This is a genomic window from Idiomarina tyrosinivorans, from assembly GCF_003987475.1.
Lineage (GTDB): Bacteria > Pseudomonadota > Gammaproteobacteria > Enterobacterales > Alteromonadaceae > Idiomarina > Idiomarina tyrosinivorans.
Genome location: NZ_PIQH01000002.1, coordinates 163,375 through 186,718 on the forward strand (window position 1 = coordinate 163,375; position 23,344 = coordinate 186,718).

Here is a 23,344-nt window from a genome sequence, read left to right on the forward strand (position 1 = left end):
GATAATTTGGCGGAGAGAACCTATGAGCGAACAGCAATGGCAAGCGGCGCGCGAAGCATTCGCTAAAGGCGTGTTTGCCTACCCCACCGAAGCGGTTTTTGGCCTTGGCTGCGACCCGAGCAACGATGAATTTATCGAAAAATTATTGGATCTTAAGCAGCGGGTACCAGAAAAAGGCCTAATTTTGTTAGCTGCCGATTACAGCCAAGTTTTACCCTACATTGATGATCAGGCGATTGGCCAAGATAAGCGGTTCCAAGTGTTTTCTCACTGGCCGGGGCCAGTGACGTTGATTTTACCGGCAAAGAAATCTGTTTCGACATTGCTAACCGGCGGACGAGAAACGATTGCTGTGCGTGTTACCGCGTTCGAGCCAGCGCGTGAACTTTGCCGGCAGTTGAATTCGTGCATTGTTTCAACCAGTGCCAACCTCTCTGGCAAGCCAGCCGCAACCACCGCCGACGAGGTTAAACAGCAATTCGACGATCGCTTAGCTTGGATCATGCCTGGACCCACTGGCGGAGCAAGCAAGCCCTCAAAAATTATCGATCCACTCACCAACAAGGTACTTCGTGACAATGTCTGATGCAGTTCTGGAACCCGTAAAAGCCTATTTATTAGCGCTCCAAGACACCATTTGTCAGCAACTGCAGGCGTTGGACGGTAAAGCGCAGTTTGCCGAAGAAAACTGGCAACGGCCTGGCGGCGGCGGCGGTCGTTCGCGAGTGATTAAGCAAGGCGGAGTATTTGAACAGGGCGGCGTAGGCTTTTCCCATGTTTACGGCGAGCGTATGCCGGCATCAGCGACGGCCCATCGTCCAGAGCTAGAGGGACGTGATTTTAATGCCTGCGGAGTATCGCTGGTCATGCATCCCGAGAATCCATATGTGCCTACTGTACATATGAACGTGCGCTTTTTTATTGCTGAGAAAGAGGGCGAGGAGCCGGTTTGGTGGTTTGGTGGTGGCTTCGACCTAACGCCCTTCTATCCGTTTAAAGAAGATGTGATTTTTTGGCATCAACAAGCGAAAGATGCACTCGACGCCATCGACCCAGCGCTCTATCCGAAGTTTAAATTGTGGTGTGACGAATATTTCTATCTCAAACATCGGGAAGAGGCGCGCGGCGTTGGTGGTATCTTCTTTGACGATTTAAACGATCGGCCGTTCGATCAGGCCTTTGCCATTATCAAGGCGGTCGGCGATGCCTTTTGTGATGCTTACATTCCCATTGTAAAACGTCGCCAAGCAATGTCCTATGGCGAGCGCGAACGACAGTTCCAGCTATACCGTCGTGGGCGCTATGTCGAATTCAACCTAGTCTGGGACCGAGGCACACTGTTTGGGCTACAAACTGGCGGCCGAACTGAATCGATCTTAATGTCGATGCCGCCATTGGCTCGCTGGGAATATCAATGGCAACCACAACCAGGATCAGAGGAAGCACGCTTGGCGGAGTTTCTTACTCCGCGTGACTGGTTGGCGGTTGAGGCTGATTGAGCATGTGGTGCGCCAGTGCGGCAAAACGCTGGCGCAACTGCATTTTTAGCATCGGGTCATCAACGCGTTCTTCAAGCACAATAAACATGCAATGAAGCCACTGGTCGCGCAACTTGGTGTCGATTTTAAAGGGTAAATGGCGGGCTCGCAGGCGCGGATGGCCGTACTTTTCTTCGAATAGCGGCGGACCGCCAAGCCAACCACTCAAAAATTCAAAAAACTTCTGCCGAATGTGTGTCATCGGTTGTGGGTGCAACGCCAATAGCTCCTCAGTATCTGGATCATTTTCCATCACATCATAGAACCGCTCAGCAATCGCGCGCACGCCCGCTTCGCCACCGAGTTTGCAGTAAGGCGAGTTGGGATCGCTATGTGGTATTGGCGATGGGTTTTGTGGGGAAGTTTTGCTATTGTCGAGCTTTAATAGTTTGCGAAAAACGTTTTTTATCATGACGCGCTATACAGTATTCGGTAATCCTATTGCACACAGCTTATCACCGCTGATCCATCAGCAGTTTGCACAACAAAGCCAGCACAACAACGTTGAGTATGGGCGTAGTCTAACATCTGTTGGGCGTTTTCGTCGCGCAGTGAGTGAGTTTTTTCGTGCCGGAGGTAACGGCGCGAATGTGACCCTGCCGTTTAAAGTAGAGGCTTTTAAACTGGCTAACCAAGTAACCGAGCGCGCGCGCAACGCCGGTGCGGTGAATACACTGATCCCAACCGTGAATGGCGGTTTATTAGGGGATAATACGGATGGCCAAGGACTGGTAAACGACCTAAAACGTCTAGGCATTAGCGTGTCGGGCAAACGCCTGTTGCTATTAGGCGCCGGCGGCGCGGCCAGGGGCATACTGTTGCCGCTTCTGCAGCAGCAGCCGAGCGCATTAAGCTTATGGAATCGCCGTTCGGAGCGCGCTCAGGCTTTGCTGTTAGCGCAGCAAAAGCAACTGCCCTCGGTGTTAACGAGGGTGTTACAAATAGCCGACTTATCGCACCCTAACATGCCGCCGTTTGATCTCATTATTAATGCCACAAGTGCCAGTATCAGCGGCAATGCGCTACCCTTGGTTGCAGATCTATTGCATTCCGAAACAATAGGCTATGATTTGATGTATAGCCGCGCAGCTACGGCGTTCCAACAACAGCTAACCGAGCTTGCAGGGGTGGTCAGTTTTGATGGGCTGGGAATGCTCATTGAGCAAGCCGCTCTTAGTTATGCGGCATGGAATAGCGCGGTTGTACCCGATACCCATGAACTGCATAAAAGCCTACGGAGCCAATTGTGACTGAATCGACGAGCCTGGAACCGCATCAACGTGCGCGCCAACCAAAACAAAAAGAACAACGTCGAGAAGCTATCCTAACGGCGGCGTTTGAGATGTTCATTGCCAACCAAAATAAATTGCCGACGGTTGCCCAAATTGCCAGTGAATGCGGTTTGGCAAAGGGCACTGCCTATTTATACTTCGAAACCAAGGAAGCGATCTTTTTAGCGTTGTACGAGCAACAGCAGACGGCCTGGTTACAGAGCATTGAAAAGCGCCTACGCTATTCAGAGGAAGATAAGCTACAGCAGTGGCAAGAGGCGTTCCTGAGTTTTCGTGAGCAACAACCACACCTTTGGGCGTTGGCCGCACTCAGTTATTCTGCGCTTGAGCCCGCATTGAAACAGAATGAATTGCTGGCTTATCGAGCGCGTACGGCGAACCGCTTGCAACATTGTTGTCGAGAACTAGAACGGTTGTTAGGGCGCAGTGATGAGCGAGTCTATCCAACCCTGTTGAGCACGATAGCGTTTACCATTGGTCAATGGCAACAAAGCTTCCCATTAAACTCGGTGAAAAGTCTCAATCAAAATAGTGCGGTGAAACAGTTGCAGCCGGACTTCTATCAGTCTCTGGCTGCTGTTCTGCCCTTGCTGTGGCAGCCCTTGTTTGCTCGACAAGAGCAGAAAACGCCTGACGCGAAAGGCCTGTCACGATGGTTTGGTCGATAAAAACTGGACGTCGACCACACCACAGCGCAGTCCGTTTTCGGCTAAAAAGGCTAACCAGTGGCGTTGATTACCACGCAGACTATCTTTTGGGCCTTTAACTTCGACTAACAATGTCCCTAATTCTGGATGCCACAACCATAAATCCGGGAAGCCGCTACGATACTGCCGAATATCGTCTAACAGCCGATTAAATATCGCCAACCAATAGTCCGGAGCAAGCCGCTTAAACCAACTATCGAGCGCGTGGTGTTGTGCCCAGCGCCAGACCACAAATGGATTTTCGATGCCAAACTTGGTTTTCACCAAGCGTGCAATGCGATTTGCTACAGCTTGCGGATAGTGTTGGATGCTGCGCATGCGGCGGGCGATAAGTCGCTGCCGCTTGCGGATAAACGTCGGTGACAAGAGATCTCGCGGCCCACGTTGAAAAGGCTGACAAAACGCACTATCTATGTCAGCAAAAATAATGTCCCAAAAAACCAGACCAAAAACCGCCTGCGGTAGCAAATTCTCGCCGAACAGACCCTCCCAACCTTGCTGTTGATACTGCTGGAGTACCCAATACTCTAATTGCTCTGTTGCCATTCGCGGAGCCGTTATCTGCTGTATTGCACGGTATTGCTGGCGGCGCATGCGCGGCTTGCCAAAATAGTGGCCCATGCGTTGCAGTGCAAGCGTTTCGTTAGCGCTCTGCGGTTGCTCAAGGGCGGCTTGATAACGACGTTGCGCTTGTTGCTGTTGGCCGAGTTTTAACCAACAACGAATTTCGCGTTCGCGCGACGGTTCGCGTTGGCTAAATGCGTAGAGGGTGAGCGCCTGTTGGAATAGCCCTTGACGTTCTAATTGCCGCGCTACGCTATTGAGCAAACGGCTACATTTACCCACAAATTGGGGCCGCAGTGTGGTCTGCTTTAGCCATAGCAACAGCTCAGCAATCAGGCGCTGTTGTTGTGGCGGTGAAGCGTCTCGCCAACTCTGTTGCCACAGAGTTAGGGTCTCGAATTGGGTTAACGCCACCTTCGAATCAAAAATGCCACGCGGACGAATGGTGTAATTTTCGTATTGCACATGCCCTAAAGCTGTCTTCACTAATTCCGATAAGTCGCTATTACTGTGCCCGAAGAACAGCCAAAGGATGCGTTGAAACTGTTGTTGCCGGAGAGGTTGTATTGCCTTAAAGGGTGGCGTTTGATCCGCAGCAAGTTGGCTGGCCAGTTGTTTCAGTAGTTTCGGTTTGGTGGCTGAGGGCGTGATGGTTGCTGATTGTGCAAGCGCAAATTGCTTGAGTTCCTTTTGCGTCATGGCTTGTAGCCAATCGGCCAAGCTCAGCGGTGGGCGCTGAGCCCAGTTTGTTTCACAGAGCCGCTGCTGCGCTTGTGTCAGATTATCGATGTCGGCATAGTGCAGTTTATCGGAACGAAACCATGTGGGCTTGCGGCTGCTCAACCGCAACCAAAGCTTGCGTGCATCCAGCGGCAAGGCAAAGAATTCTTCGATCAGAGCGTTGTCTTCGGACGACAGTAACTCGGCATGCCAGTATTTTACCCAACCCAGGATCTGCTCGAAATTTTTCCAGTAATAGTCTGACTGCGTCGCGTCATTCAACTGCCACATTGCTTACAACTCGCTTGGTTATTGGCTTATGCCTTCGCTTAAATAGAGCTACATAATTAATGAACAAATCAGTATAAAAAGATCAAAAGGATCGCTGGATCTTCGGTTCGGTTATGGTAGTCTAATCGACCTGCTAGCGAAATTGTTCTCTTCAATTCCTGCCTAGCATGAGCCGTAAAAAAAAACGTTTCCACAGCGAAGCAAAATAATAAAAAGCGGCTTGTTGGGATGTGGTATCTCCGTGAAATCCCTTTTCAAACAAGCACTTAATGAAAATTTCACACTGCGAAAATATAAATTTTTTGCGGTGGACTTGTCGTTGTCAACAGACTTATCCACAGCCTATCCCAAAGCCCAACAGTGACCTTAGCCCCCGAAATGTGGCATGCTATAGGCATTCTAAGAAACCTAAACTGAGCACCCGTTCATGGCAGCAGATATTCCACAAAATCCGTTCATTCTGGTTGATGGCTCATCGTATTTATTCCGTGCATTTCACGCGCCGCCACATTTAACCAATTCAGCCGGAGAACCCACTGGCGCTATTTACGGTGTGGTAAATATGTTGCGCTCACTGTTGAAGCGTTATCAGCCCAGCCACATGGCAGTGGTATTCGATGCAAAAGGGCCAACTTTCCGCAACGATATCTATTCGGAGTACAAAGCGCACCGACCGCCGATGCCAGATGATTTGCGGGTACAGATAGAGCCGCTACATAACATCATTAAAGCCATGGGTTTACCGTTGATTTCGATTGAGGGTGTGGAAGCCGATGATGTCATCGGCACCTTGGCCAAGAAAGCCGGTGAAAAAGGCCGCTTCACGCTTATCAGTACGGGTGATAAGGACATGGCACAACTGGTTAATGAGCACGTGGTGTTGATTAACACCATGACCGATACCGTGCTAGATCGCGCTGGGGTAAAAGACAAGTTTGGCGTTAACCCGGAACAAATCATTGATTACTTAGCGTTGATGGGGGATAGCTCAGATAATATTCCAGGCTTGCCCAAAGTCGGAGAAAAAACGGCAGTGGCCATGCTGCAAGGTATCCCTAGCATTGATGAGCTGTATCAGGATCTTGATGCGGTTAAAGCGCTCGACTTTCGGGGGGCTAAGAAAATGCCTGAGAAACTCGAAGAATTTCGCGAGCAACTGCTGATGTCCCGGACCCTGGCGACCATTAAATGCGACGTCGAATTATCCTGCGAGCCCGAGGGCCTAACCATTAGCGAAGCCAACCACGACGAATTGGTGAACCTTTACGGTAAGTGCGAGTTCCGACGCTGGTTAGGCGAGTTACTGGAGCAAGGGGCGGCGACCGATCAAGCGCTTGGTGAGGAACCTCCAGCAGAACAGCCAGCAATCAGCCGTGATGGCTATAGAACGCTGTTAACAGAAAGTGATGTTAAAGCCTTTTTAGAAAACTTGGACAGTAATCAGCCGCTCGCATTTGATACCGAAACCACCAGTCTGAACTACATGGAGGCCGAATTGGTCGGGGTATCGTTAGCGCAAAAAGCCGGCGAGGCAGTGTATATACCAGTGGCTCATGACTACCCTGGGGTACCAGAGCAAGTGTCACGTGAACGCTTGTTGGCGTTATTGGAGCCATTGCTCACCGATCCGAACTGGAAGAAGGTTGGGCAAAACCTGAAGTACGACGCCCATATCCTGCGCCGTTACGACATCCGCTTAGTTGGTATCTATAACGACACCATGTTGGCGTCTTATGTATTTAATAGCGTCGGCTCGCGCCATGATATGGATACTCTAAGCTTGCAGTACTTGAACCATAAGACGATCAGTTATGAGCAAGTAGCGGGCAAAGGGGCTAAGCAGTTACGCTTTGACCATATCGCGCTGGAAGAGGCTGCACCTTACGCTGCCGAAGACGCCGATATTACGCTGAGATTGCATCAAACATTGTGGCAAAAGGTTGGGGAGAGCGAAGAGTTAAAATCGGTACTCACCGACATTGAGTTGCCGCTGATTCCGGTGCTTTGCGACATGGAGCAGCGCGGGGTTCGCGTTGATGTGCAACAGCTTAAACAGCAAAGCCACGAGTTGGGCGAAAAGCTGCAGCAGCTAGAGCAAAAGGCTTATGAGATAGCGGGCAAAGAATTTAACCTAGGCTCACCCAAGCAATTACAAGAAATCTTGTTCGAACAGTTACAATTGCCGGTCATTAAAAAGACCCCGAAAGGTGCACCTTCAACAGCGGAAGAGGTGCTGCAGGAGCTGGCTCACGACTATCCGTTACCGGACATTATTTTACAGCACCGCAGTATGTCTAAGCTGAAGTCGACCTATACCGATAAGTTACCGAAAATGGTTAACCCGCGAACCAACCGCATTCATACTTCTTATCATCAAGCGGTGGCAGCCACTGGGCGGCTATCATCGAGTGAGCCGAACCTACAAAATATTCCGATTCGCACTGAAGAAGGGCGCCGTGTGCGCAAAGCTTTTGTGCCGGAACAAGGGAATCGGATATTGGCTATCGACTATAGCCAAATTGAATTACGCATAATGGCGCATCTGTCGCAAGATAAAGCATTACTCGAAGCCTTTGCGACCGGACAGGATATTCACCGAGCGACCGCTGCCGAGGTGTTTTCGGTCGCTCCGGAGGATGTCACCGACAACCAACGACGTAGCGCTAAAGCCGTAAACTTCGGTTTGATTTATGGCATGTCAGCATTTGGTTTAGCACGGCAGTTAGATATTCCTCGCCACGAAGCGCAGCACTACATGGATAAATATTTTGAGCGTTTCCCAGGCGTATTAACGTATATGGAGCAAACGCGGGAGACGGCTCGCCAGCAGGGCTACGTGAAAACGTTGTTTGGGCGCCGCCTGCAATTACCTGATATCAAGGCCAGTAACGGCGCACGCCGTAAAGCGGCAGAGCGCGCTGCAATCAACGCACCGATGCAAGGTACGGCGGCTGATATTATCAAACGTGCGATGTTGGCTGTTGCTGATTGGATTACGCAGCGCGGTAATGACGACATACAAATGTTGATGCAAGTGCACGATGAATTGGTATTCGAGGTAGCAGAAACCGTCGACCAGAGCGTCATTGATGAGTTGGTTGATGTTATGGAGCAGGCGGCAAAATTAGATGTGCCATTGATCGCTGAAGCGGGAATTGGCGGAAGCTGGGAAGAAGCGCATTAAAAAACTGGCGAAAAAATCGCCAGCCGAGGAACTTTTCAGTTAACAGGGAGTCTTTATTACTGAGAGCGTTGCTCTCAAAGAACATTGTTCTCCCTGGATGTTTTCGCCCGGCACTTTACGCCGGGCTTTTTCTTTTCTGGTTGTCACGCTCTGGCATTCCGGCAAGACCACTACGCCCACTGCGGTTAGCGACCCAAACGCCAAACAGGATGGCCACCATGCCAACAGCGTGTTGCAGCCAAAATGCTTCACCATCTAATACGCCCAAAATCACCGCAACCACTGGAATTAAATAAGTCACCGAGCTGGTAAATACGGTATTGGTGAGTTTGACCACATAATTAAAGATGATCAGTGCCGCCGCCGTTCCGACAACCCCAAGGATGAGTATGCAACTCAGTGAAAACAAACCGTTAGTTTGTTGGGCATGGTCGATAACGTGGGTTCCTAAGAACAAGTAAACGGTTGCCGGAATGGCAGCCATGACTAACGACACCCCGGTGATTGTGAGTGGACCTAGGTCGGTAATTTTATGCTTAATGAGATTAAGGTTTAGACCGTAGCAAATGGTTGCGCCAAGCACTAACAACGCATAACTGTTGAATTGCAAGTCACCCGATGCTGTTGCTGTGACCAATAAGATGGTACCAACTAAGCCTAATAACACACCTATCACTTGTGCTCTTGCCGTGCGTTGGTGAAAGAAGCTCACCCCTAATATGAGTGTGGTGATTGGGGTTAACGCATTCAAAACGCCAGTGATGCCGCTTTGCAGTTGGGTTTGGGCAATCGCAAATAAAAATGCCGGAATAAAGCTTCCAACCAATCCAACACAGGCTAACTTCAACCAGTGCTTTTTGCTCAATTTTGCCACGCGGCTCAGCGCAAAAGGCAGCAGCACCCAACCGGCAGCCGAAATCCGAATGGCACCAACTTCTGTAGCGGTAAACGCCATCAGACCTTTTTTTATAAGTAAGAAAGAGCTCCCCCAGATAAGCGCTAACAGCGCCAGAAGCAACCAGGCACGTAGCGGTGGTTTAGCCGCTTCAGTCATTCTCACCCCCAGCAAACCAGCGATTCAGCACACGTTCGGTCTCGCTTACGCCGAATTTTTTCAGTGATGAAAAGGCTTCGACGGTAACATCGCCCTGAAACGCCAATGCGGCCTCTCGTGCTTGCAATAGCGTACTTTTGCGTTGCCCAGGTTTTAACTTGTCAGCTTTAGTGAGCAGCACCAGCACCGGAATTTCTGAGGCAACCGCCCAGTAAATCAGTTCCTGATCGGTTTCACGAAACGGATGGCGAATGTCCATCATCACCACCAATCCTTGCAAGGAATCCCGTTGCTGTAAGTATTCGCTAAGCGATTGTTGCCACTTTTCCTTGACCGCCATCGGTACTTTGGCAAAGCCGTAACCGGGCAAATCGATCAAACGCTTATCTGGGGCAACTTCAAACACGTTAATTAGCTGAGTACGGCCGGGCGTCTTTGACGTTCGCGCCAAGTTCTTTTGTCGGGTTAGGGTATTCAGCGCGCTCGACTTTCCGGCATTAGAGCGGCCTGCGAAAGCAATCTCGATTCCCTCATCAGGGGGGAGTTTCCCAATATTGGGGGCGCTAGTGATAAAATGCGTGTTCTGAAAAGCCAGCTCAACAGTCGCCACTACGTTTCCTCTCTCTAGCGAATTGGCCACTATTATGACCGATCTGCGCGCCCCAGCCAATTCGATTCCACGCATTGATCACGGATTAGTCGTTTAATCCTTACAAGTTTTGTGTAAAATAGCGAAGGCTAATGCGATTCGTGACTCAGTGCCGACCGGTACGACGTTTGATAAGAGACTTAATCATGAAAAAACTCGCAATTATTTTAGGATTGTTTGGTGGTATTTGTTTTACAGCAGCAGCACAAGCTCAACAGGGCGACGTTGATGCTGGGCAAAAGAAAGCGCAAGTCTGCGCTGCTTGCCATGGTGCAGATGGTAACTCTGCATCAGATATGTATCCAAAGTTAGCAGGACAGCATCCGAAGTATCTTGCAAAACAACTTCGGGAATTCCGTTTGGCATCGCAAACAGGCGGTGAAAAAGGTCGTAATAACCCTATCATGATGGGACAAGCGGCAAATTTATCGGACCAAGATATTCTTGATTTGGCAGCGTACTTTGCCTCTAAAGAGATGAAGCCTGGTGCAACGCCAAAAGACATGATCGAGAAAGCAGCGGATTTATACCGGCGTGGTAAACCAGAAGAAGGTATGCCGTCGTGCGCAGGTTGTCATGGTCCTCGCGGCAACGGTATGGGCTTAGCAGCGTTTCCTGACATTTCTGGTCAGCATGTGGCTTACTTGAAGTCACAGTTAGAAATGTTCCGTAGCGGCAAGCGTAACAATGACCCGAACGGTATGATGCGTGGCGTTGCGTCAAATCTTACTGACGAAGACATCAAATTACTGACTAACTACTTAAACGGCTTACACTAAGCCGCGCTAGAAGGTTCAGATAACGACGCATAAAGAGGCGGCGACTACGCTGCCTTTTTTATGCATTTGTTATGGTTGTGATCTAAAACGGATATATCTTTACCATAATTAAACATTTAGGAATAAGAAACGGCCTTTTTAGATCAATATATTTGTTGAATTAATATTTGGTTACAGTAGTCTTAATACCGCTGGAGCCAACGCCCATCATCGGTTTGATGAAATAGCGGACAGTCAGAATTGGATTAATTCAGTGACCGTTGGCTTCGAAAAAAATAAAAAGAATGTCTTTAGGCATCGAAAATCGACACAGAAAAATAACAACACGTCGAGCTAACTGGCAGCAGGAAGTCTGTCAATGTCCAGGGAGTTAAATCACAGCATGTGCTGAGACACTGGCTCCTTCTTATTTAAATAAAAACAATAAAAAACGCGATCAAGGAAGATGATCGAAAAATACGGAAGAAGCGACAACCTTTCTCGGAAGTGCGCAGCACCATGAGATAAATTAGGCGATGTTTTTACATCGCCTTTTTATTTTGTCTTTTAGCGATTTTACTGATGCCAGCCCCATCTATGTGTTCTCAAACTCTGCCGCTCGTTTGCCCCTTGTGTGCGTCGCAACATACTCACTTTTATCACCAAGATAAAAGACGCCGCTATTGGCATTGCTTAAACTGCGAACTGGTTTTTGTCGAACCAGAATACCTGCTTTCCCGTGCCCAAGAGCGCGAAATTTACGAGCTGCACGAAAATGATCCAAGCGATGAGGGCTATCGCCGGTTTTTGCAACGCGCAGTCACGCCGCTGGCTAAGCATCTTACTGCGGTGCATAACAGCGCACTCGATTACGGTTGTGGCCCAGCACCAACCTTAGCGATATTGTTAGCAGAACTCGGTTTAACGGTGGATAACTATGACCCATTGTTCGCGCCAAACCGTCCCGCATTGCAACGCCAATATGATGTTGTAACCTGTACCGAAGTGGTAGAACACTTTCATACGCCGCAACGAGACTGGCAGCAGTTAACCCAGCGTTTGCAGCCGGGCGGCCTATTAGTGGTAATGACTAAGCGCGTACTGGACGCGGAAGCCTTCAGTCGCTGGCACTATAAAAATGACCCTACACACGTTTGCTTTTACCATGACAATACATTCGCCTATTTGGCTGAGAGTTTGGGCTGGTCGATGGAACTGGCCGATAAGGACGTTGTGATAATGAAACGGCCGTTGCATGACAGTGGTAAGTGACGAAGCTTTGTCTGATCAGTTACAATAGGCGAAGAACTCACGATTAAGGGGTCAGCCAATGACTCGCAAAAAGAAAACCCGTAAAACCGGTCCTCTGGCGCCCAGCAAAGCGCCTAAATCACCCCGCGACCTGAAACTTGATGGAAAGAAAAAAGGCAAAGGTAAACCCTCTGGTGCAAGGCAGACGCCGAAGCCGTCGGTCAAGCGTGCGGAAAACGTCGCGGCAAATAAGCCTGACGCGCGCCTTGGAAGTAAAAAGCCAATTCCGCTAGAGCCAATGTCAACGGCAGCTAAAGACACTGAAGCGTTGTCGCCTCAACAGCAGTTGCAACAACTGGAAAACGATCCACGTTTACAGCAACTGATGGAAAAAGATGAGCGAGGAGAGATCCTCACAGCCGAGGAACAACGTTATGTTGATGAACAATCAACGCGTTATGAGCAGTTAGCAGCGCAGTTGGGAATCGAGCTGGACGACGACTGGGACGACGAGGAGTAGTAATGTCTATGCAAGTCGGATTGTGGGTTGCGGCAATCATTGGGGTAGCGATTATTGCTTGGTTAGCCTTTTATGCTGGCAGCTTGCTGGCGCGTTTGAAGCGCCAAAACCAGCGCCGCGATGAGGCCATTTCGCAGCGCATTGAACGCATTAATGAGAGTATCGTGACCATTGCCAAAGCAATGGAGCAAGAGCAGTGTCCGCTGTCTGAAGGGTGTTTACGGATCGTGGTTTTACTTGACCATCGGCCGGATTCTCAGCAGCGTGATTTTGCTGAGGACTTCCCAGCAATGCACGACATGTACGAGCGGATTAAGCATATGCCAACCCATGAAGCGCGCAAGCAATTCCCGAAAAAGGAAATCCGCAAATTGGATAATGAGCGAGAAGGCTATGAAGTTGAGATGAAGGACATCATCTTGGCCGACATACGCAAATTGCTTAGCGATTATCCGCTATAAGGAACCAGCATGTTTAAGCGAATTAGGGAAGATATCAATAGCGTCTTTGAACGTGACCCCGCCGCTCGCAACTTCTTCGAAGTCTTGACCAATTATCCGGGACTTCACGCGGTTTGGTGGCATCGAGTCAGCCATCGTTTTTGGTTATGGAAGCTATTTTGGTTAGCGCGTTTTATTTCTAACATTTCGCGTTGGTTTACGGGCATTGAGATCCACCCAGGCGCTCAAATCGGGCGACGCTTTTTTATTGATCACGGCATGGGCGTGGTGATTGGAGAAACGGCAGAGATTGGTGATGACGTCACCATCTACCATGGAGTCACTCTGGGTGGAACCTCGTGGAATAAAGGGAAGCGTCACCCAACGCTTTGTGATCACGTCGTTATCGGTGCAGGTGCCAAGGTATTGGGGCCGTTAACAGTCGGTAAGAATGCGCGAATTGGTAGTAACGCTGTGGTGGTCCGTGATGTTCCAGAAAGCTCTACTGTGGTAGGCATTCCTGCCCGCGTAGCACGTTCTGGAGATAAAGAAGAGGCGGCTCGGCGCGAGGCTATGGCCAAACAATATGGCTTTGACGCTTATGCGATTTCGGCCGATAATCCCGATCCAGTAGCAACCGCAATAGGCCGTATGTTGGACCATGTGAGTGTACTAGATAACAAAGTCCAGGATTTATGCAAAGCAGTAAATAACTTGGGTGGCGATGTCTGTGGTGAGTTACCAGAAGTCGACATGGATGATGTGGAATTCTTGGAAGAAAAAGCGCGAGCAGAAAAAGCCCGCGCTTCAGAACCTAAACAAGAGTAGTTTAGTCGCGACGTAAGTCGAACCGCGCAATAAGTGAGTGCAGAGTTTTCACTGTGTCTTGTAGCTCCGCACTCGAACGGTCGGTAGAAGCGGCGTTATCTAACGTATCGTGAGCTAAGTTAGAAATTTCCGTAATCTGCTGGTTAATATGCTCAGCTACACCGCTTTGCTCTTCCACAGCGGATGCCATCTGCGTCGACATATCCGAAATTTCGTCAATTGCATTGGCGATCTGCCCTAAAGCGGTATCTGCTTGCTGAACTTTCTCAACACCTTCAGCAGCCGCTGATTCGCCACGCTGTGACACCTCCACAGCTTCTTTAGCACGTTGGCGTAAGTTTTCGATAACGCTATGAATACTCTCTGTTGAGTCTCGTGTGCGGCCAGCTAATGAGCGAACCTCATCGGCTACTACCGCGAAGCCCCGACCGTGCTCACCTGCGCGAGCCGCTTCAATCGCGGCATTCAATGCCAGTAAGTTGGTTTGGTCGGCAATGGATGAAATAAGGTCGGCTGCTTCGCCAATGGCACCGGTCGACTCATCTAGCGCCTTAACCGTATTGGCAATCTCGTCGACGGCTTGATGCAAACCGCGAATTACATCGCTGGCTTGGCGCGCTAAGCTAACACTCTCACGCACATTTTCCGCCGCTGATTCAGCATACTGTGCGTTGCGTTCAACGGTATCAGCAACTTCTTGAATAGACGTCGCCATTTCGTTCATCGCGGTGGCGGTTTGCTCGGTTTCCTGATTTTGCTGCAGCACTTTGTCTGAGCTCGACTTCGCTTGGGTACGCGTGTCATCCGCAATATCCACCAGTTGCCCTACTGCATCTTGGATCCGCGCTAACGCGGTTCGATTTCGTGCGCCTTCGCTTATTAGCATTAACGCAATCTGGGCTTCTCGGCCTTGGCGTGCTGAGTACGTCATCCCAACCAGTTCAGAACTAAAGGCTTCTGGGCGCAAGTCCAACAATTTCTGCAACAGCTGACCGATATACATACCATAACTGACCGTAGCCACTGCAGTAGTCGCTAAACCGATGGCTGCAGGAACCCAACCACTGACCGCGCCAATAATTGCCGAACCAATAATTCCTGGCACTAAAATGGGCGACAGATCTTTAAAGGTCAGCATTGCCCGCTCGGTGACCGGTAACGCATGTTTGCCTTGATTAAGGCGGTCATAAATGGCTTGCGCGCGCTTTTTCTCTGCATCGTCTGCGGCAACCCGCACTGATTCAAACCCCACGGGTTTGCCATTTTCCATGACCGGCGTAACGTAGGCACTGACCCAATAGTGGTCCCCATTTTTGCAGCGGTTTTTCATCAATCCCATCCATGGTCGACCGCGCTTTATAGTCTTCCACATTTGTTCGAACACCGGCCCTGGCATATCGGGATGGCGCAAAATGTTGTGCGGGGAATTAATGAGTTCATTACGCGTATAACCACTGACTTTAACGAAATCTTCGTTACAGTGGGTAATGACGCCACGTAGATCAGTCGACGATATTAGCCGATAGTGTGCGGGGAACCTATTCTCTTTGTGGGTGACAGGGCCATTATTGCGCATGAAATGTCCTTATAGCCATTACGATAAACGGAAGTTTAGCAGTCACTGGCATTTCGTTCTATGAGATACGGTATATCGGCACCAATGAAACAAAGTTTAATCGGCTTTACAGAGATACTTGACTAAAAACACATGAACACATATAAATATGTTCATGTTTTCTAGTTAAGAGATTCAGTATGGGACATTCGCATCATCATGACCACGACCATGAGCACTCGCATGCTCCTGAGGTCAATAGCGATAACCAACGCAAAGTGTTGCTCGCGTTTTGGTTAACGTTTGCTTTTATGCTGGCGGAAGTGGTCGGCGGTTTGTGGTCTGGATCATTAGCGCTGTTAGCCGATGCTGGGCACATGCTGACCGACTCCGCAGCGTTGGCTTTAGCCTATTTTGCGTTTCGGATTGGTAAGCGAGACGCCGATTCAAAACGAACCTTTGGTTATATGCGGTTCGAAGTTATCGCTGGATTCATTAATGCGATCACGTTGTTTGTGATCGTGATTTGGATTCTGCATGAAGCTTGGCAACGCTTTCAATCACCTGCGCCGGTGCTTGCTGGACCAATGCTTGGCGTCGCGGTTGCTGGTCTGCTCACCAATATTGTGGTGTTCTGGATCCTTATCCGAGGCGACAGCGAACACGTGAATATCAAAGGGGCAGCGTTGCATGTGATGGGAGACTTGCTCGGATCCATTGGTGCTATTGTTGCTGCAGCGGTGATTTACTTTACCAACTGGACACCGATCGACCCGATTCTTTCGGTGGTAGTGGCATTACTTATTTTACGAAGTGCTTGGAAATTACTGAAAAAGTCCGCGCACATTCTGTTAGAAGGCGCCCCAGAAGGTGTGACGCCAAGCCGCATTGCTGACCACTTGTATGAGCAGATTCCTACTATCGACTCGGTGCACCATATTCACGTGTGGTCGATTACCTCAGGCAAAGTATTAGCGACAATGCATGTTAAGCCGAAAGCGGGTGAAGACCCGAAAACCGTGGTGCGCGCCGTTGAACGCGAGTTGAGTGAAACCTTTGCGATTGAACATGCAACGGTCGCGGTGGATTGGAGCGAAGAGGGGGATTCATGCAGCTTGTCGTAACCGTTAACCGCTCTCAAGTGCGAGGAGGCTGTAATGAGTGAAAGCGATATTCCCGCACATAACCTCACCGTATTGGCAGAGACCTTTCGTCTGTTGGGCGAGCCAAACCGCTTGCGGATTTTATTCTGTTGCTTACAACGGCCGAAATCGGTGGGTGAAATTGTTGACGAGCTTGAGCTCTCGCAAACGCTGGTTAGCCATCATTTGCGTTTGTTGCGCGGCGCTAGGCTGGTAAAAGGGCAGCGCAAAGCGAAACAAGTATTTTATGACATTGATGACCGCCATGTGAGCGACATGCTGATTGATATGGCGACACACATTGATGAGGAACATCACGACCATTGATTTCTTATGCGGGGATAAAATGCGGACATAAAAAACGCCGCTAGAAGCGGCGTTTCAGAATTCTGCTCGAAAGCACGTTATTACATAGGAACAACGTTTTCTGCTTGAGGACCTTTAGGACCTTGAGCGATAGTGAATTGTACTTGCTGGCCTTCAGCTAAGGTTTTGAAACCTTCAGACTGGATAGCGCTGAAGTGAACAAAAACGTCTGCGCCGTTATCTTGTTCGATGAAACCGAAACCTTTTGCTTCGTTGAAGAATTTTACTTTACCAGTAATAGTCGACATGCTGAATTTCCTCGTAGTGCATGTAAAAAACAAATATTGCTCAGAAACTAGGGTATTACTTGGACTTACAAAACGAGGTACAGCAATGGGACTTCGTACAAATCTCAAATCAATAGCCGAACTTTCTCAGCACGAGCGAGTATACGCCTAATCTTTGACCTGTCAATAAAAGCTTATTTAAGCCAATTACGGCTGATGTGGCGAAAAGTGTCCGTTCCGGATTTTTCTAACCATTCGAACGGTGCCATTTCGGTAGTAATAAGTTCCGCGCCATGGCGCTCCATACGCTTTAACGCTGCCTCTTTATCGGCTGGGCGGCGTGAACCCACCGCGTCAATGGGAACGTACACTTGGTAGCCTTCGGCGAGTAAATCGAGCGCGGTTTGCATAACACAAACATGGGTTTCCATTCCCATAATAACAATTTGTTTTGCCTTATATTCGGCTAAAACCTCACGAAATACCGGTTCCCGGAGGGCGCTAAAGTGCGTTTTTTCCACCACTCGAGCGTGGCTAAGCACCTCGGTTAGCGATTCAATGGTATAGCCTAAGCCTTTTGGGTATTGCTCAGTAATGAGAATAGGAATAGACAGTTCGTCGCAAATTTCACCGAGCCACCGCATTCTTGAGACCACGCCATCGCGTTGATGTATTGCTGGCAGGATGCGCTCTTGTGCGTCGACAATCAGCACTAGCGTATTGTTCGAATTCAGTAACATTTGCTACCTCGATAACTCCGTCGAATGTCAGATAAATAAGATGCGTCATGCTTTGCTAAGATGCAATAACCATTCGACAAAAGTCGGTAGCGACAAGCGGAGGATAGAACGATGCGGGTGATTTCGTTAAACCACGCCAAGCAATACCAGCCTGCGGTCGCTGACCTGTTGGTGCAACAATGGGCCGATATTTACCGTCAATTAGGTATGTCTGACGCTGATGTCCACGCAATGATTGAAAGCCGCTGTACCGATACCGTACCGTTTTTTTTGATCGCCCTAGATGAACAGGAACGTTTGCTTGGCTGTGGTGCGGTAAAGGATTCTGAGCTGTTTACCGATGCCAATCTCGAACCTTGGCTGGCAGCCATAGTGGTGACTCCCGAAGGCCGTGGCCGCGGAGTAGGGAGCAAAATTGTACGTGCCTGCGAACAACGTGCTGCCCAACATGGTATCCGCACGCTGTACTTATCAACCGACCAAGCCGAAGCGTTTTACCAAAAGTTGGGCTGGGAACGCATCGATTATCGGCAATCGTTGGGGGTAGAAGTGGCGCTAATGAAGCGCGAACTTTCCTCGCTGGTTGCTCAATAAATTTGCAGTTAGGCCACGGGGTGGCTAAAATTCCCCCCTTTTCCCAAAGCGGCGACAAAAGGTAGCACTTATGACCCCTGTCCTGATCCTCATGGGCTCACAATCAGATTGGCCAGTCATGCAAGCGGCTGCGCAAATGCTCGAAGACCTGCAAGTACCATGGCAGGCCAAAGTTGTGTCGGCACATCGCACGCCAGACCTGCTGCAAACCACCATGGAGCAAGCCGAGAAAGACGGCGTGCCGGCGGTGATTGCGGGCGCGGGTGGCGCTGCCCATTTACCGGGTATGCTGGCGGCGTTTACCACCATTCCGGTACTTGGTGTACCGGTGCCGAGCAAGCAGTTGAAAGGCTTAGATAGCCTGCTTTCTATTGTGCAAATGCCAAAAGGTGTTGCGGTGGGGACGCTAGCAATTGGTGCAGCAGGTGCGGCAAACGCCGGATTACTGGCTGCGCAGATGATCGGTACCACGCAGCCAGAAGTCCGCGAACGGGTGCAGCAATTCCGCCAAGCGCAACGCGAAAAAGTTATGGCTAACGCTGACCTGGAGTTACCTGAGTGAATATCCTGATTTTAGGTAATGGCCAACTGGGCCAGATGTTGGGTAAGGCCGTGATTCAGCACGGCCACCAATGTTTGCTATACAGTGATCGTGAACACAAGGTTAAGGCGTTAGGCAGCCAACAGGCGTTAGCCATGAGTTTGGCTGAGGCAACCGCATGGGCTGATGTTGCGACCTGGGAGCATGAACACCTTGCGGAAGAAATTATTACTACCAGTGCCGATAAAATTTTACTGAAGCCTGAACAGTTTGCTCGTATTACTGACCGCCGCAGCCAGAAGCAACTTTGTGATGACCTGGGTATTCCTACTTCACCGTGGCGCGCCTACGAAAACGCTGAGCAATTGGCTGAAATTCTACAGCATTGCGACCGAGCCGTAGTGATTAAGTCGGCTAAGGGCGGCTACGATGGCAAAGGCCAATGGCGTTGGAAGCCGGGCCAAGAGATTGATACTGTTGCCGCTGAAGCGGGTGTGCGCCCCGGTATTGTTGAAGATATGATTGCTTTTACCGATGAGGTATCGGTGGTTGCCGCGCGCTCACACGACAATCAGCAATGCGCCTACCCGTTAACGCTTAATGTTCACCAAAACGGCATCTTGTCGTATAGCTTGGCGGGCACCACATCGTGGAGTAATAAGCTTGAGCAGCTAGCCCAGCAGCATCACGCTAAGCTCTGTGAAGCGCTAGATTACGTAGGCGTTTTAGCGATTGAGTTTTTCGTGGTTGGCGAAGGTGAGCAGCAACAGCTTTTAGTGAACGAGGTAGCGCCTCGAGTGCATAATTCTGGGCACTGGACCATGAGTGGTGCCAACTATGACCAATTCGCGCTGCATATTCGCGCAATCACTGGCATGCCACTGCCAGAATTACTCTGTGCGCCAACGTTGATGCTGAATGCTATTGGCGTGGCCGGTTATCCTGAATTGCTATGGAAAGCCGCTGCCGCTGATTGCCATTGGTACGGTAAAGATCCACGCCCAGGCAGAAAAGTTGGCCATATCAATATGATCATTGATAACGCCGAACGCGGTGTGCAATTAGCGCAAGAGTGGGCGCCGCAGTTACAGCAGTTGGCGGAATAGTACTAGCGGGGCAGGAATAGCTCCGCTAACATACACCGCGCACTGCCACCACCCACCGTCTCGATGGTTGGAATCTCCACCGGCAGTAGCTCGGCGTGCCGCTCTAGCAGCCGCTTTTGTTGGTGGTTTAAGGCATGTAGAGCGGTTGACGAGAGCACCAACAGCGGTTGCTGGTGACGGTTCTTCAGCAATAACGCGTTGCCGCAATAGTTCACCATCTGCTCGGCAGATATTGCGCAAAAGTCCAACCCTTCAAACGTTTCACGCAAAGACTGGCGGCTAGCGTCCGTTAGTACAGCTTCACATGCCACCACAAACGCTGGACCAGTGCTAAGCAAAACGTTGGTGTGGTAAACCGGCTGTTGTTGCCAACTCGACTGTAAACGCAACGTTGGCATACCTAACCCTAACGTTTCCCAAGCGTCTAGCGCCTGCGGCTGCGCTCGTGCCGATTCAGCGACCACCGCCAACGGCTGATGATGAGCAAAAACCAACGCACCAGTGCCTTCCAGAACCGCATTCGTGTGCTGGCGCAAGTCAAGCCAACGACGTACCTGAAAACCCTGCTGGTTTAGTGTTTCAGCGAGCAACGCCTGACGAACTTCGGCACGGCGATTACTGGTGGCCATCGGATACAGCACCACGGTTCCGTCGGGGTGGGTGGAAAACCAGTTGTTAGGGAATACTGCATCGGGCGTCGCAATATCGTCAACGGTATAGTCCATGCTGACGACACCAATGCCGGCGTTATCCAGTTGTTCTTGCATGGCATGAAATTCTGCCATTGCCGCTTTTTGCACATCGCGGTCGAGCCGTGCTTGAAACACGTTATCAACGCCCGTTTCAGCGTTAAAATCGAATTCTTTAGGCGGCACCATCAATACCGATGAGGCCAATTCAGCGTGATAAGGCATGGAATAGTCGCAAGGTCATCGTAATTTGCAGGCCAATATGCTATCAAACTAGCACAGATAAGCAGAAGGAATTTTCTATGAAACCGCTGTTGAAGTCCGCTTGTATGGCGATGGCTGGCTTAACCCTAGCCACCGTTAGCAACCTTTATTCACCGACTGCACAAGCACAAACTGCAGAGCATATTCGCGACACCGCGAAGCAAACGCTACAGGCGTTTAATATTCCGGGCCTTGCCGTCGTTGCCGTAAAAGACGGTAAAGTGATCTTGGCTGAGGGTTTTGGGGTGCGCGATATTAAAACCCAACAACCGGTCAATGCTGAGACCTTGTTTGGTATTGCGTCAAACACCAAAGCCTTTACCGCCGCGGCAATGGCAACCTTGGTAGAGCAGGGACGGTTGGACTGGGACGATAAAGTCATCGACTACATTCCAGAGTTCCGGCTTGCGGACCCAGCGATTACCCAATCGCTCACTATTCGTGACATTTTGAGCCATCGCTCTGGGCTTGGCCTTGGTGCGGGCGATTTAATGATTTGGCCAAACACCGATAAGTCAGTTGATGAGATCATTGCCGGGCTGGCGCACGTGCCAATTGACCATGGTTTGCGCGAGCGATTTGCCTACAACAACCTGATGTTTTTGACCGCTGGCGAAATCATTCACCGCGTAACCGGCATGCCGTATCGCGACTACATCACTAAAACCTTCCTTGAGCCATTGAACATGGACAAAACCACGGTCGGTTTCTCGCACATTCCAAAGAGTAATAACAACGTAGCGGTCGGCACCATAGAGATGGATGGCGAGCTACACCGCTTTCCGTTGGATTTCCTTGAGGACTTTGGTGGCGCTGGCGCCATTGCGGCGAGTGTTGATGATTTGAGTAACTGGTTGATCACACAATTGAATGGTGGCGTGAGCCCGACCGGTAAACGCATTTTCAGTGAAGATTCACAGCACCAAATGTGGCAATTGACCACACCGCTGCCAGTATCGGATGAACGCGCCAACGACGGCACCTACTTTGCCGGTTATGGCATGGGTTGGTTCTTAAAAGATTACCACGGGGTGAAGCAGGTGTATCACAGTGGTGGTATTCTTGGCATGTTGTCATTAACCACCCTTATTCCTGAGAAAAACTTCGGCATTGTAGTGTTGAGCAATCAACAAGCCTTCGGTGGCTTAACCGCCATTACCCAAGAGGCCTTAGAGCAGCTATTAAATTTACCCGACCGTGATTGGGTGAAAGAGCAGGCCGAGAAATATCACGAATCGATGCAGAACAAGACTGAGTTTGCTATCGAAAAGCCAGCGAACCCGCGCTCCGCATTAGCGCTAGAGAACTATGCGGGAACCTACCATGACGCTTGGTATGGTGATGTATCGTTAACCCTGCAAGATGGTAAATTGCGCGTGAGCTTTACCCATACACCCATGTTGAAGGGCACGCTTGAGCACTACAACGGTGATACCTTTATTATTCGCTGGGATGAGCCGCTACTAGAAGCCGACGCGTTCTTACACTTCAGTGTCGATAAAGACAGCCAAGTGCAGGGTGCTACCGTAGAGGCGGCAGCACCGTTCACGGATTTCAGTTTTGATTTCCAAGACCTGCAGTTACAGAAGTTGCAGCAGGATATAACTGCTGCGCACTAAGGCACTGCGCTTAAGCAAAGCGCTTGAGTAACCATTGCTCCATGTCTTGCACTTGCTCCAAGCAGAGTGAGTGCGGCATGGGGTAGGTTTGATACGTCACCTCATAACCCCGTGCGGTTAACGCATCGCGCGCCTGCTGGCCCAACATTTCCGGTACCACTGGGTCCTGGGTTCCGTGTTGAATCAGAATCGGCAACTGCGCGTTGGCAGGGTGTGCTTTAACCGTATTCTGCGTGGCAAAATAGGTTGAATGTGCGAGCAAACCAGCCAGTGGTTTGGGGTAGCTTAGCGCCGCTTGGTAGCCCACCGCTCCACCTTGCGAAAACCCCGCAATGATAATGCGCCGACTATCGATGCCCTGTGCTATTTGCTCATCGACCAGTTGCTGGACCGCTGCTGCGGACTGTTCCAATTGCGGCGTATCGATTTCACGTTCTACCGACATCGCTTTAATATCGTACCAAGCGGGCATCACCATCCCGCCATTGACCGTTACCGGTAAGCGTGGTGCATCGGGCAAGATATAACGAATATTGGCTTTTTCGCCTAACGCTAGGTGCTGCGGCATATCGGCGAAATCACTGGACGACGCGCCCAGCCCATGTAACCAAATAATGACCGCGTCGGCGGGGTTTTTCGGTTCTTTCACTTGGGTTTGCAAACGAAGTGTGTTGGTCATACAAGCTCTCAACGAAAAAAATACCG

At 50.1% G+C, this 23,344-nt stretch carries 25 protein-coding genes; 16 read left to right on the forward strand and 9 right to left on the reverse strand.

Going from position 1 to position 23,344, the window contains the following annotated elements:
- The first annotated feature begins 22 nt into the window (after positions 1 to 22).
- Both tsaC and hemF read left to right on the forward strand, forming a co-directional pair.
- Entirely contained in the window at positions 23 to 586 is a 564-nt protein-coding gene (gene tsaC, locus CWI84_RS02735; protein WP_126841038.1) for an L-threonylcarbamoyladenylate synthase type 1 TsaC, read from the forward strand.
- On the forward strand, positions 579 to 1,499 hold the full coding sequence (gene hemF / locus CWI84_RS02740) for an oxygen-dependent coproporphyrinogen oxidase (protein ID WP_126841039.1): 921 nt from the start codon (positions 579 to 581) through the stop codon (positions 1,497 to 1,499). Before tsaC ends, hemF begins: the two co-directional genes overlap by 8 nt.
- On the opposite strand, the gene CWI84_RS02745 is transcribed toward hemF, so the two are convergent.
- On the reverse strand, positions 1,462 to 1,950 hold the full coding sequence (locus CWI84_RS02745) for a group II truncated hemoglobin (protein WP_126841040.1): 489 nt from the start codon (positions 1,948 to 1,950) through the stop codon (positions 1,462 to 1,464). The two genes, hemF and CWI84_RS02745, sit on opposite strands and share 38 nt — an antisense overlap.
- On the opposite strand from CWI84_RS02745, the gene aroE reads away from it, so the two are divergent.
- Both aroE and CWI84_RS02755 read left to right on the forward strand, forming a co-directional pair.
- Positions 1,949 to 2,788 (forward strand): shikimate dehydrogenase, encoded by an 840-nt coding sequence (gene aroE / locus CWI84_RS02750; protein WP_126841041.1) that lies wholly within the window; start codon positions 1,949 to 1,951, stop codon positions 2,786 to 2,788. The two genes, CWI84_RS02745 and aroE, sit on opposite strands and share 2 nt — an antisense overlap.
- Entirely contained in the window at positions 2,785 to 3,498 is a 714-nt protein-coding gene (locus CWI84_RS02755; RefSeq protein ID WP_126841042.1) for a TetR/AcrR family transcriptional regulator, read from the forward strand. Before aroE ends, CWI84_RS02755 begins: the two co-directional genes overlap by 4 nt.
- Here CWI84_RS02755 and CWI84_RS02760 read toward each other — a convergent pair.
- Entirely contained in the window at positions 3,478 to 5,112 is a 1,635-nt protein-coding gene (locus CWI84_RS02760; protein WP_126841043.1) for a VRR-NUC domain-containing protein, read from the reverse strand. The two genes, CWI84_RS02755 and CWI84_RS02760, sit on opposite strands and share 21 nt — an antisense overlap.
- Positions 5,113 to 5,539: 427 nt before the next feature.
- Between CWI84_RS02760 and polA the strand changes: the two genes are divergently transcribed.
- Positions 5,540 to 8,296 carry a DNA polymerase I gene (gene polA, locus CWI84_RS02765; protein WP_126841044.1) on the forward strand — a complete coding sequence of 919 codons (2,757 nt, stop codon included), beginning with the start codon at positions 5,540 to 5,542 and terminating at the stop codon, positions 8,294 to 8,296.
- A gap of 115 nt (positions 8,297 to 8,411) precedes the next feature.
- Here polA and CWI84_RS02770 read toward each other — a convergent pair whose 3' ends face one another.
- Both CWI84_RS02770 and yihA read right to left on the reverse strand, forming a co-directional pair.
- Positions 8,412 to 9,350, reverse strand: a complete 939-nt coding sequence (locus tag CWI84_RS02770; RefSeq protein WP_126841045.1) for a DMT family transporter — start codon at positions 9,348 to 9,350, stop codon at positions 8,412 to 8,414.
- Positions 9,343 to 9,960, reverse strand: a complete 618-nt coding sequence (gene yihA, locus CWI84_RS02775; protein ID WP_198674478.1) for a ribosome biogenesis GTP-binding protein YihA/YsxC — start codon at positions 9,958 to 9,960, stop codon at positions 9,343 to 9,345. The genes CWI84_RS02770 and yihA overlap by 8 nt, the downstream gene beginning before the upstream one ends.
- A gap of 185 nt (positions 9,961 to 10,145) precedes the next feature.
- Between yihA and CWI84_RS02780 the strand changes: the two genes are divergently transcribed.
- From CWI84_RS02780 to cysE, 5 genes are all read left to right on the forward strand, one after another.
- A complete protein-coding gene (locus tag CWI84_RS02780) occupies positions 10,146 to 10,778 on the forward strand; it encodes a c-type cytochrome (RefSeq protein WP_126841047.1) in 633 nt (210 codons plus the stop codon).
- Positions 10,779 to 11,354: 576 nt separating this feature from the next.
- Positions 11,355 to 12,029 (forward strand): class I SAM-dependent methyltransferase, encoded by a 675-nt coding sequence (locus tag CWI84_RS02785; protein WP_126841048.1) that lies wholly within the window; start codon positions 11,355 to 11,357, stop codon positions 12,027 to 12,029.
- 58 nt (positions 12,030 to 12,087) lie between these two features.
- On the forward strand, positions 12,088 to 12,528 hold the full coding sequence (gene yihI, locus CWI84_RS02790; protein WP_126841049.1) for a Der GTPase-activating protein YihI: 441 nt from the start codon (positions 12,088 to 12,090) through the stop codon (positions 12,526 to 12,528).
- A 2-nt stretch (positions 12,529 to 12,530) separates the two neighbouring features.
- Positions 12,531 to 12,989 carry a DUF2489 domain-containing protein gene (locus CWI84_RS02795; RefSeq protein WP_126841050.1) on the forward strand — a complete coding sequence of 153 codons (459 nt, stop codon included), beginning with the start codon at positions 12,531 to 12,533 and terminating at the stop codon, positions 12,987 to 12,989.
- A 9-nt stretch (positions 12,990 to 12,998) separates the two neighbouring features.
- The gene (gene cysE / locus CWI84_RS02800; RefSeq protein WP_126841051.1) at positions 12,999 to 13,796 is read left to right on the forward strand and encodes a serine O-acetyltransferase; all 798 of its coding nucleotides are present in this window, start codon (positions 12,999 to 13,001) and stop codon (positions 13,794 to 13,796) included.
- Between the two features lies 1 nt (position 13,797).
- On the opposite strand, the gene CWI84_RS02805 is transcribed toward cysE, so the two are convergent.
- Positions 13,798 to 15,372: a methyl-accepting chemotaxis protein gene (locus tag CWI84_RS02805; protein WP_126841052.1), complete on the reverse strand. Its 1,575-nt coding sequence runs from the start codon at positions 15,370 to 15,372 to the stop codon at positions 13,798 to 13,800.
- 179 nt (positions 15,373 to 15,551) lie between these two features.
- Between CWI84_RS02805 and CWI84_RS02810 the strand changes: the two genes are divergently transcribed.
- Positions 15,552 to 16,475 (forward strand): cation diffusion facilitator family transporter, encoded by a 924-nt coding sequence (locus CWI84_RS02810; RefSeq protein WP_126841053.1) that lies wholly within the window; start codon positions 15,552 to 15,554, stop codon positions 16,473 to 16,475.
- Between the two features lie 33 nt (positions 16,476 to 16,508).
- A complete protein-coding gene (locus CWI84_RS02815; protein ID WP_126841054.1) occupies positions 16,509 to 16,820 on the forward strand; it encodes an ArsR/SmtB family transcription factor in 312 nt (103 codons plus the stop codon).
- Between the two features lie 80 nt (positions 16,821 to 16,900).
- Here CWI84_RS02815 and CWI84_RS02820 read toward each other — a convergent pair whose 3' ends face one another.
- On the reverse strand, positions 16,901 to 17,107 hold the full coding sequence (locus CWI84_RS02820; protein ID WP_126841055.1) for a cold-shock protein: 207 nt from the start codon (positions 17,105 to 17,107) through the stop codon (positions 16,901 to 16,903).
- A gap of 173 nt (positions 17,108 to 17,280) precedes the next feature.
- Positions 17,281 to 17,826: a hydrolase gene (locus tag CWI84_RS02825; RefSeq protein WP_126841056.1), complete on the reverse strand. Its 546-nt coding sequence runs from the start codon at positions 17,824 to 17,826 to the stop codon at positions 17,281 to 17,283.
- Between the two features lie 111 nt (positions 17,827 to 17,937).
- On the opposite strand from CWI84_RS02825, the gene CWI84_RS02830 reads away from it, so the two are divergent.
- The 3 genes from CWI84_RS02830 to CWI84_RS02840 all read left to right on the forward strand — a co-directional run bounded on the left by CWI84_RS02830 (position 17,938) and on the right by CWI84_RS02840 (position 20,067).
- Positions 17,938 to 18,420, forward strand: a complete 483-nt coding sequence (locus CWI84_RS02830; protein WP_126841057.1) for a GNAT family N-acetyltransferase — start codon at positions 17,938 to 17,940, stop codon at positions 18,418 to 18,420.
- 70 nt (positions 18,421 to 18,490) lie between these two features.
- Entirely contained in the window at positions 18,491 to 18,982 is a 492-nt protein-coding gene (gene purE / locus CWI84_RS02835; RefSeq protein ID WP_126841058.1) for a 5-(carboxyamino)imidazole ribonucleotide mutase, read from the forward strand.
- Positions 18,979 to 20,067, forward strand: a complete 1,089-nt coding sequence (locus CWI84_RS02840; protein WP_126841059.1) for an ATP-grasp domain-containing protein — start codon at positions 18,979 to 18,981, stop codon at positions 20,065 to 20,067. Before purE ends, CWI84_RS02840 begins: the two co-directional genes overlap by 4 nt.
- 2 nt (positions 20,068 to 20,069) lie before the next feature.
- On the opposite strand, the gene CWI84_RS02845 is transcribed toward CWI84_RS02840, so the two are convergent.
- Positions 20,070 to 20,981, reverse strand: a complete 912-nt coding sequence (locus tag CWI84_RS02845) for an arginine deiminase-related protein (protein WP_126841060.1) — start codon at positions 20,979 to 20,981, stop codon at positions 20,070 to 20,072.
- 77 nt (positions 20,982 to 21,058) lie between these two features.
- On the opposite strand from CWI84_RS02845, the gene CWI84_RS02850 reads away from it, so the two are divergent.
- Positions 21,059 to 22,639 (forward strand): serine hydrolase, encoded by a 1,581-nt coding sequence (locus CWI84_RS02850; protein ID WP_126841061.1) that lies wholly within the window; start codon positions 21,059 to 21,061, stop codon positions 22,637 to 22,639.
- 10 nt (positions 22,640 to 22,649) lie between these two features.
- Here the strand turns inward: CWI84_RS02850 and CWI84_RS02855 are convergent, their stop codons facing one another.
- A complete protein-coding gene (locus tag CWI84_RS02855; protein ID WP_126841062.1) occupies positions 22,650 to 23,318 on the reverse strand; it encodes an alpha/beta hydrolase in 669 nt (222 codons plus the stop codon).
- Between the last annotated feature and the right edge of the window lie 26 nt (positions 23,319 to 23,344).

Bases quoted from the DNA above. Each gene is read 5' to 3' on its own strand.
- tsaC (WP_126841038.1), top strand. From the start codon at position 23: ATGAGCGAACAGCAATGGCAAGCGGCGCGCGAAGCATTCGCTAAAGGC.
- hemF (WP_126841039.1), top strand. From the start codon at position 579: ATGTCTGATGCAGTTCTGGAACCCGTAAAAGCCTATTTATTAGCGCTC.
- aroE (WP_126841041.1), top strand. From the start codon at position 1,949: ATGACGCGCTATACAGTATTCGGTAATCCTATTGCACACAGCTTATCA.
- CWI84_RS02745 (WP_126841040.1), bottom strand. From the start codon at position 1,950: ATGATAAAAAACGTTTTTCGCAAACTATTAAAGCTCGACAATAGCAAA.
- CWI84_RS02760 (WP_126841043.1), bottom strand. From the start codon at position 5,112: ATGTGGCAGTTGAATGACGCGACGCAGTCAGACTATTACTGGAAAAAT.
- polA (WP_126841044.1), top strand. From the start codon at position 5,540: ATGGCAGCAGATATTCCACAAAATCCGTTCATTCTGGTTGATGGCTCA.
- CWI84_RS02770 (WP_126841045.1), bottom strand. From the start codon at position 9,350: ATGACTGAAGCGGCTAAACCACCGCTACGTGCCTGGTTGCTTCTGGCG.
- CWI84_RS02780 (WP_126841047.1), top strand. From the start codon at position 10,146: ATGAAAAAACTCGCAATTATTTTAGGATTGTTTGGTGGTATTTGTTTT.
- CWI84_RS02785 (WP_126841048.1), top strand. From the start codon at position 11,355: ATGTGTTCTCAAACTCTGCCGCTCGTTTGCCCCTTGTGTGCGTCGCAA.
- yihI (WP_126841049.1), top strand. From the start codon at position 12,088: ATGACTCGCAAAAAGAAAACCCGTAAAACCGGTCCTCTGGCGCCCAGC.
- CWI84_RS02795 (WP_126841050.1), top strand. From the start codon at position 12,531: ATGTCTATGCAAGTCGGATTGTGGGTTGCGGCAATCATTGGGGTAGCG.
- cysE (WP_126841051.1), top strand. From the start codon at position 12,999: ATGTTTAAGCGAATTAGGGAAGATATCAATAGCGTCTTTGAACGTGAC.
- CWI84_RS02805 (WP_126841052.1), bottom strand. From the start codon at position 15,372: ATGCGCAATAATGGCCCTGTCACCCACAAAGAGAATAGGTTCCCCGCA.
- CWI84_RS02810 (WP_126841053.1), top strand. From the start codon at position 15,552: ATGGGACATTCGCATCATCATGACCACGACCATGAGCACTCGCATGCT.
- CWI84_RS02815 (WP_126841054.1), top strand. From the start codon at position 16,509: ATGAGTGAAAGCGATATTCCCGCACATAACCTCACCGTATTGGCAGAG.
- CWI84_RS02820 (WP_126841055.1), bottom strand. From the start codon at position 17,107: ATGTCGACTATTACTGGTAAAGTAAAATTCTTCAACGAAGCAAAAGGT.
- CWI84_RS02825 (WP_126841056.1), bottom strand. From the start codon at position 17,826: ATGTTACTGAATTCGAACAATACGCTAGTGCTGATTGTCGACGCACAA.
- CWI84_RS02830 (WP_126841057.1), top strand. From the start codon at position 17,938: ATGCGGGTGATTTCGTTAAACCACGCCAAGCAATACCAGCCTGCGGTC.
- purE (WP_126841058.1), top strand. From the start codon at position 18,491: ATGACCCCTGTCCTGATCCTCATGGGCTCACAATCAGATTGGCCAGTC.
- CWI84_RS02845 (WP_126841060.1), bottom strand. From the start codon at position 20,981: ATGCCTTATCACGCTGAATTGGCCTCATCGGTATTGATGGTGCCGCCT.
- CWI84_RS02850 (WP_126841061.1), top strand. From the start codon at position 21,059: ATGAAACCGCTGTTGAAGTCCGCTTGTATGGCGATGGCTGGCTTAACC.
- CWI84_RS02855 (WP_126841062.1), bottom strand. From the start codon at position 23,318: ATGACCAACACACTTCGTTTGCAAACCCAAGTGAAAGAACCGAAAAAC.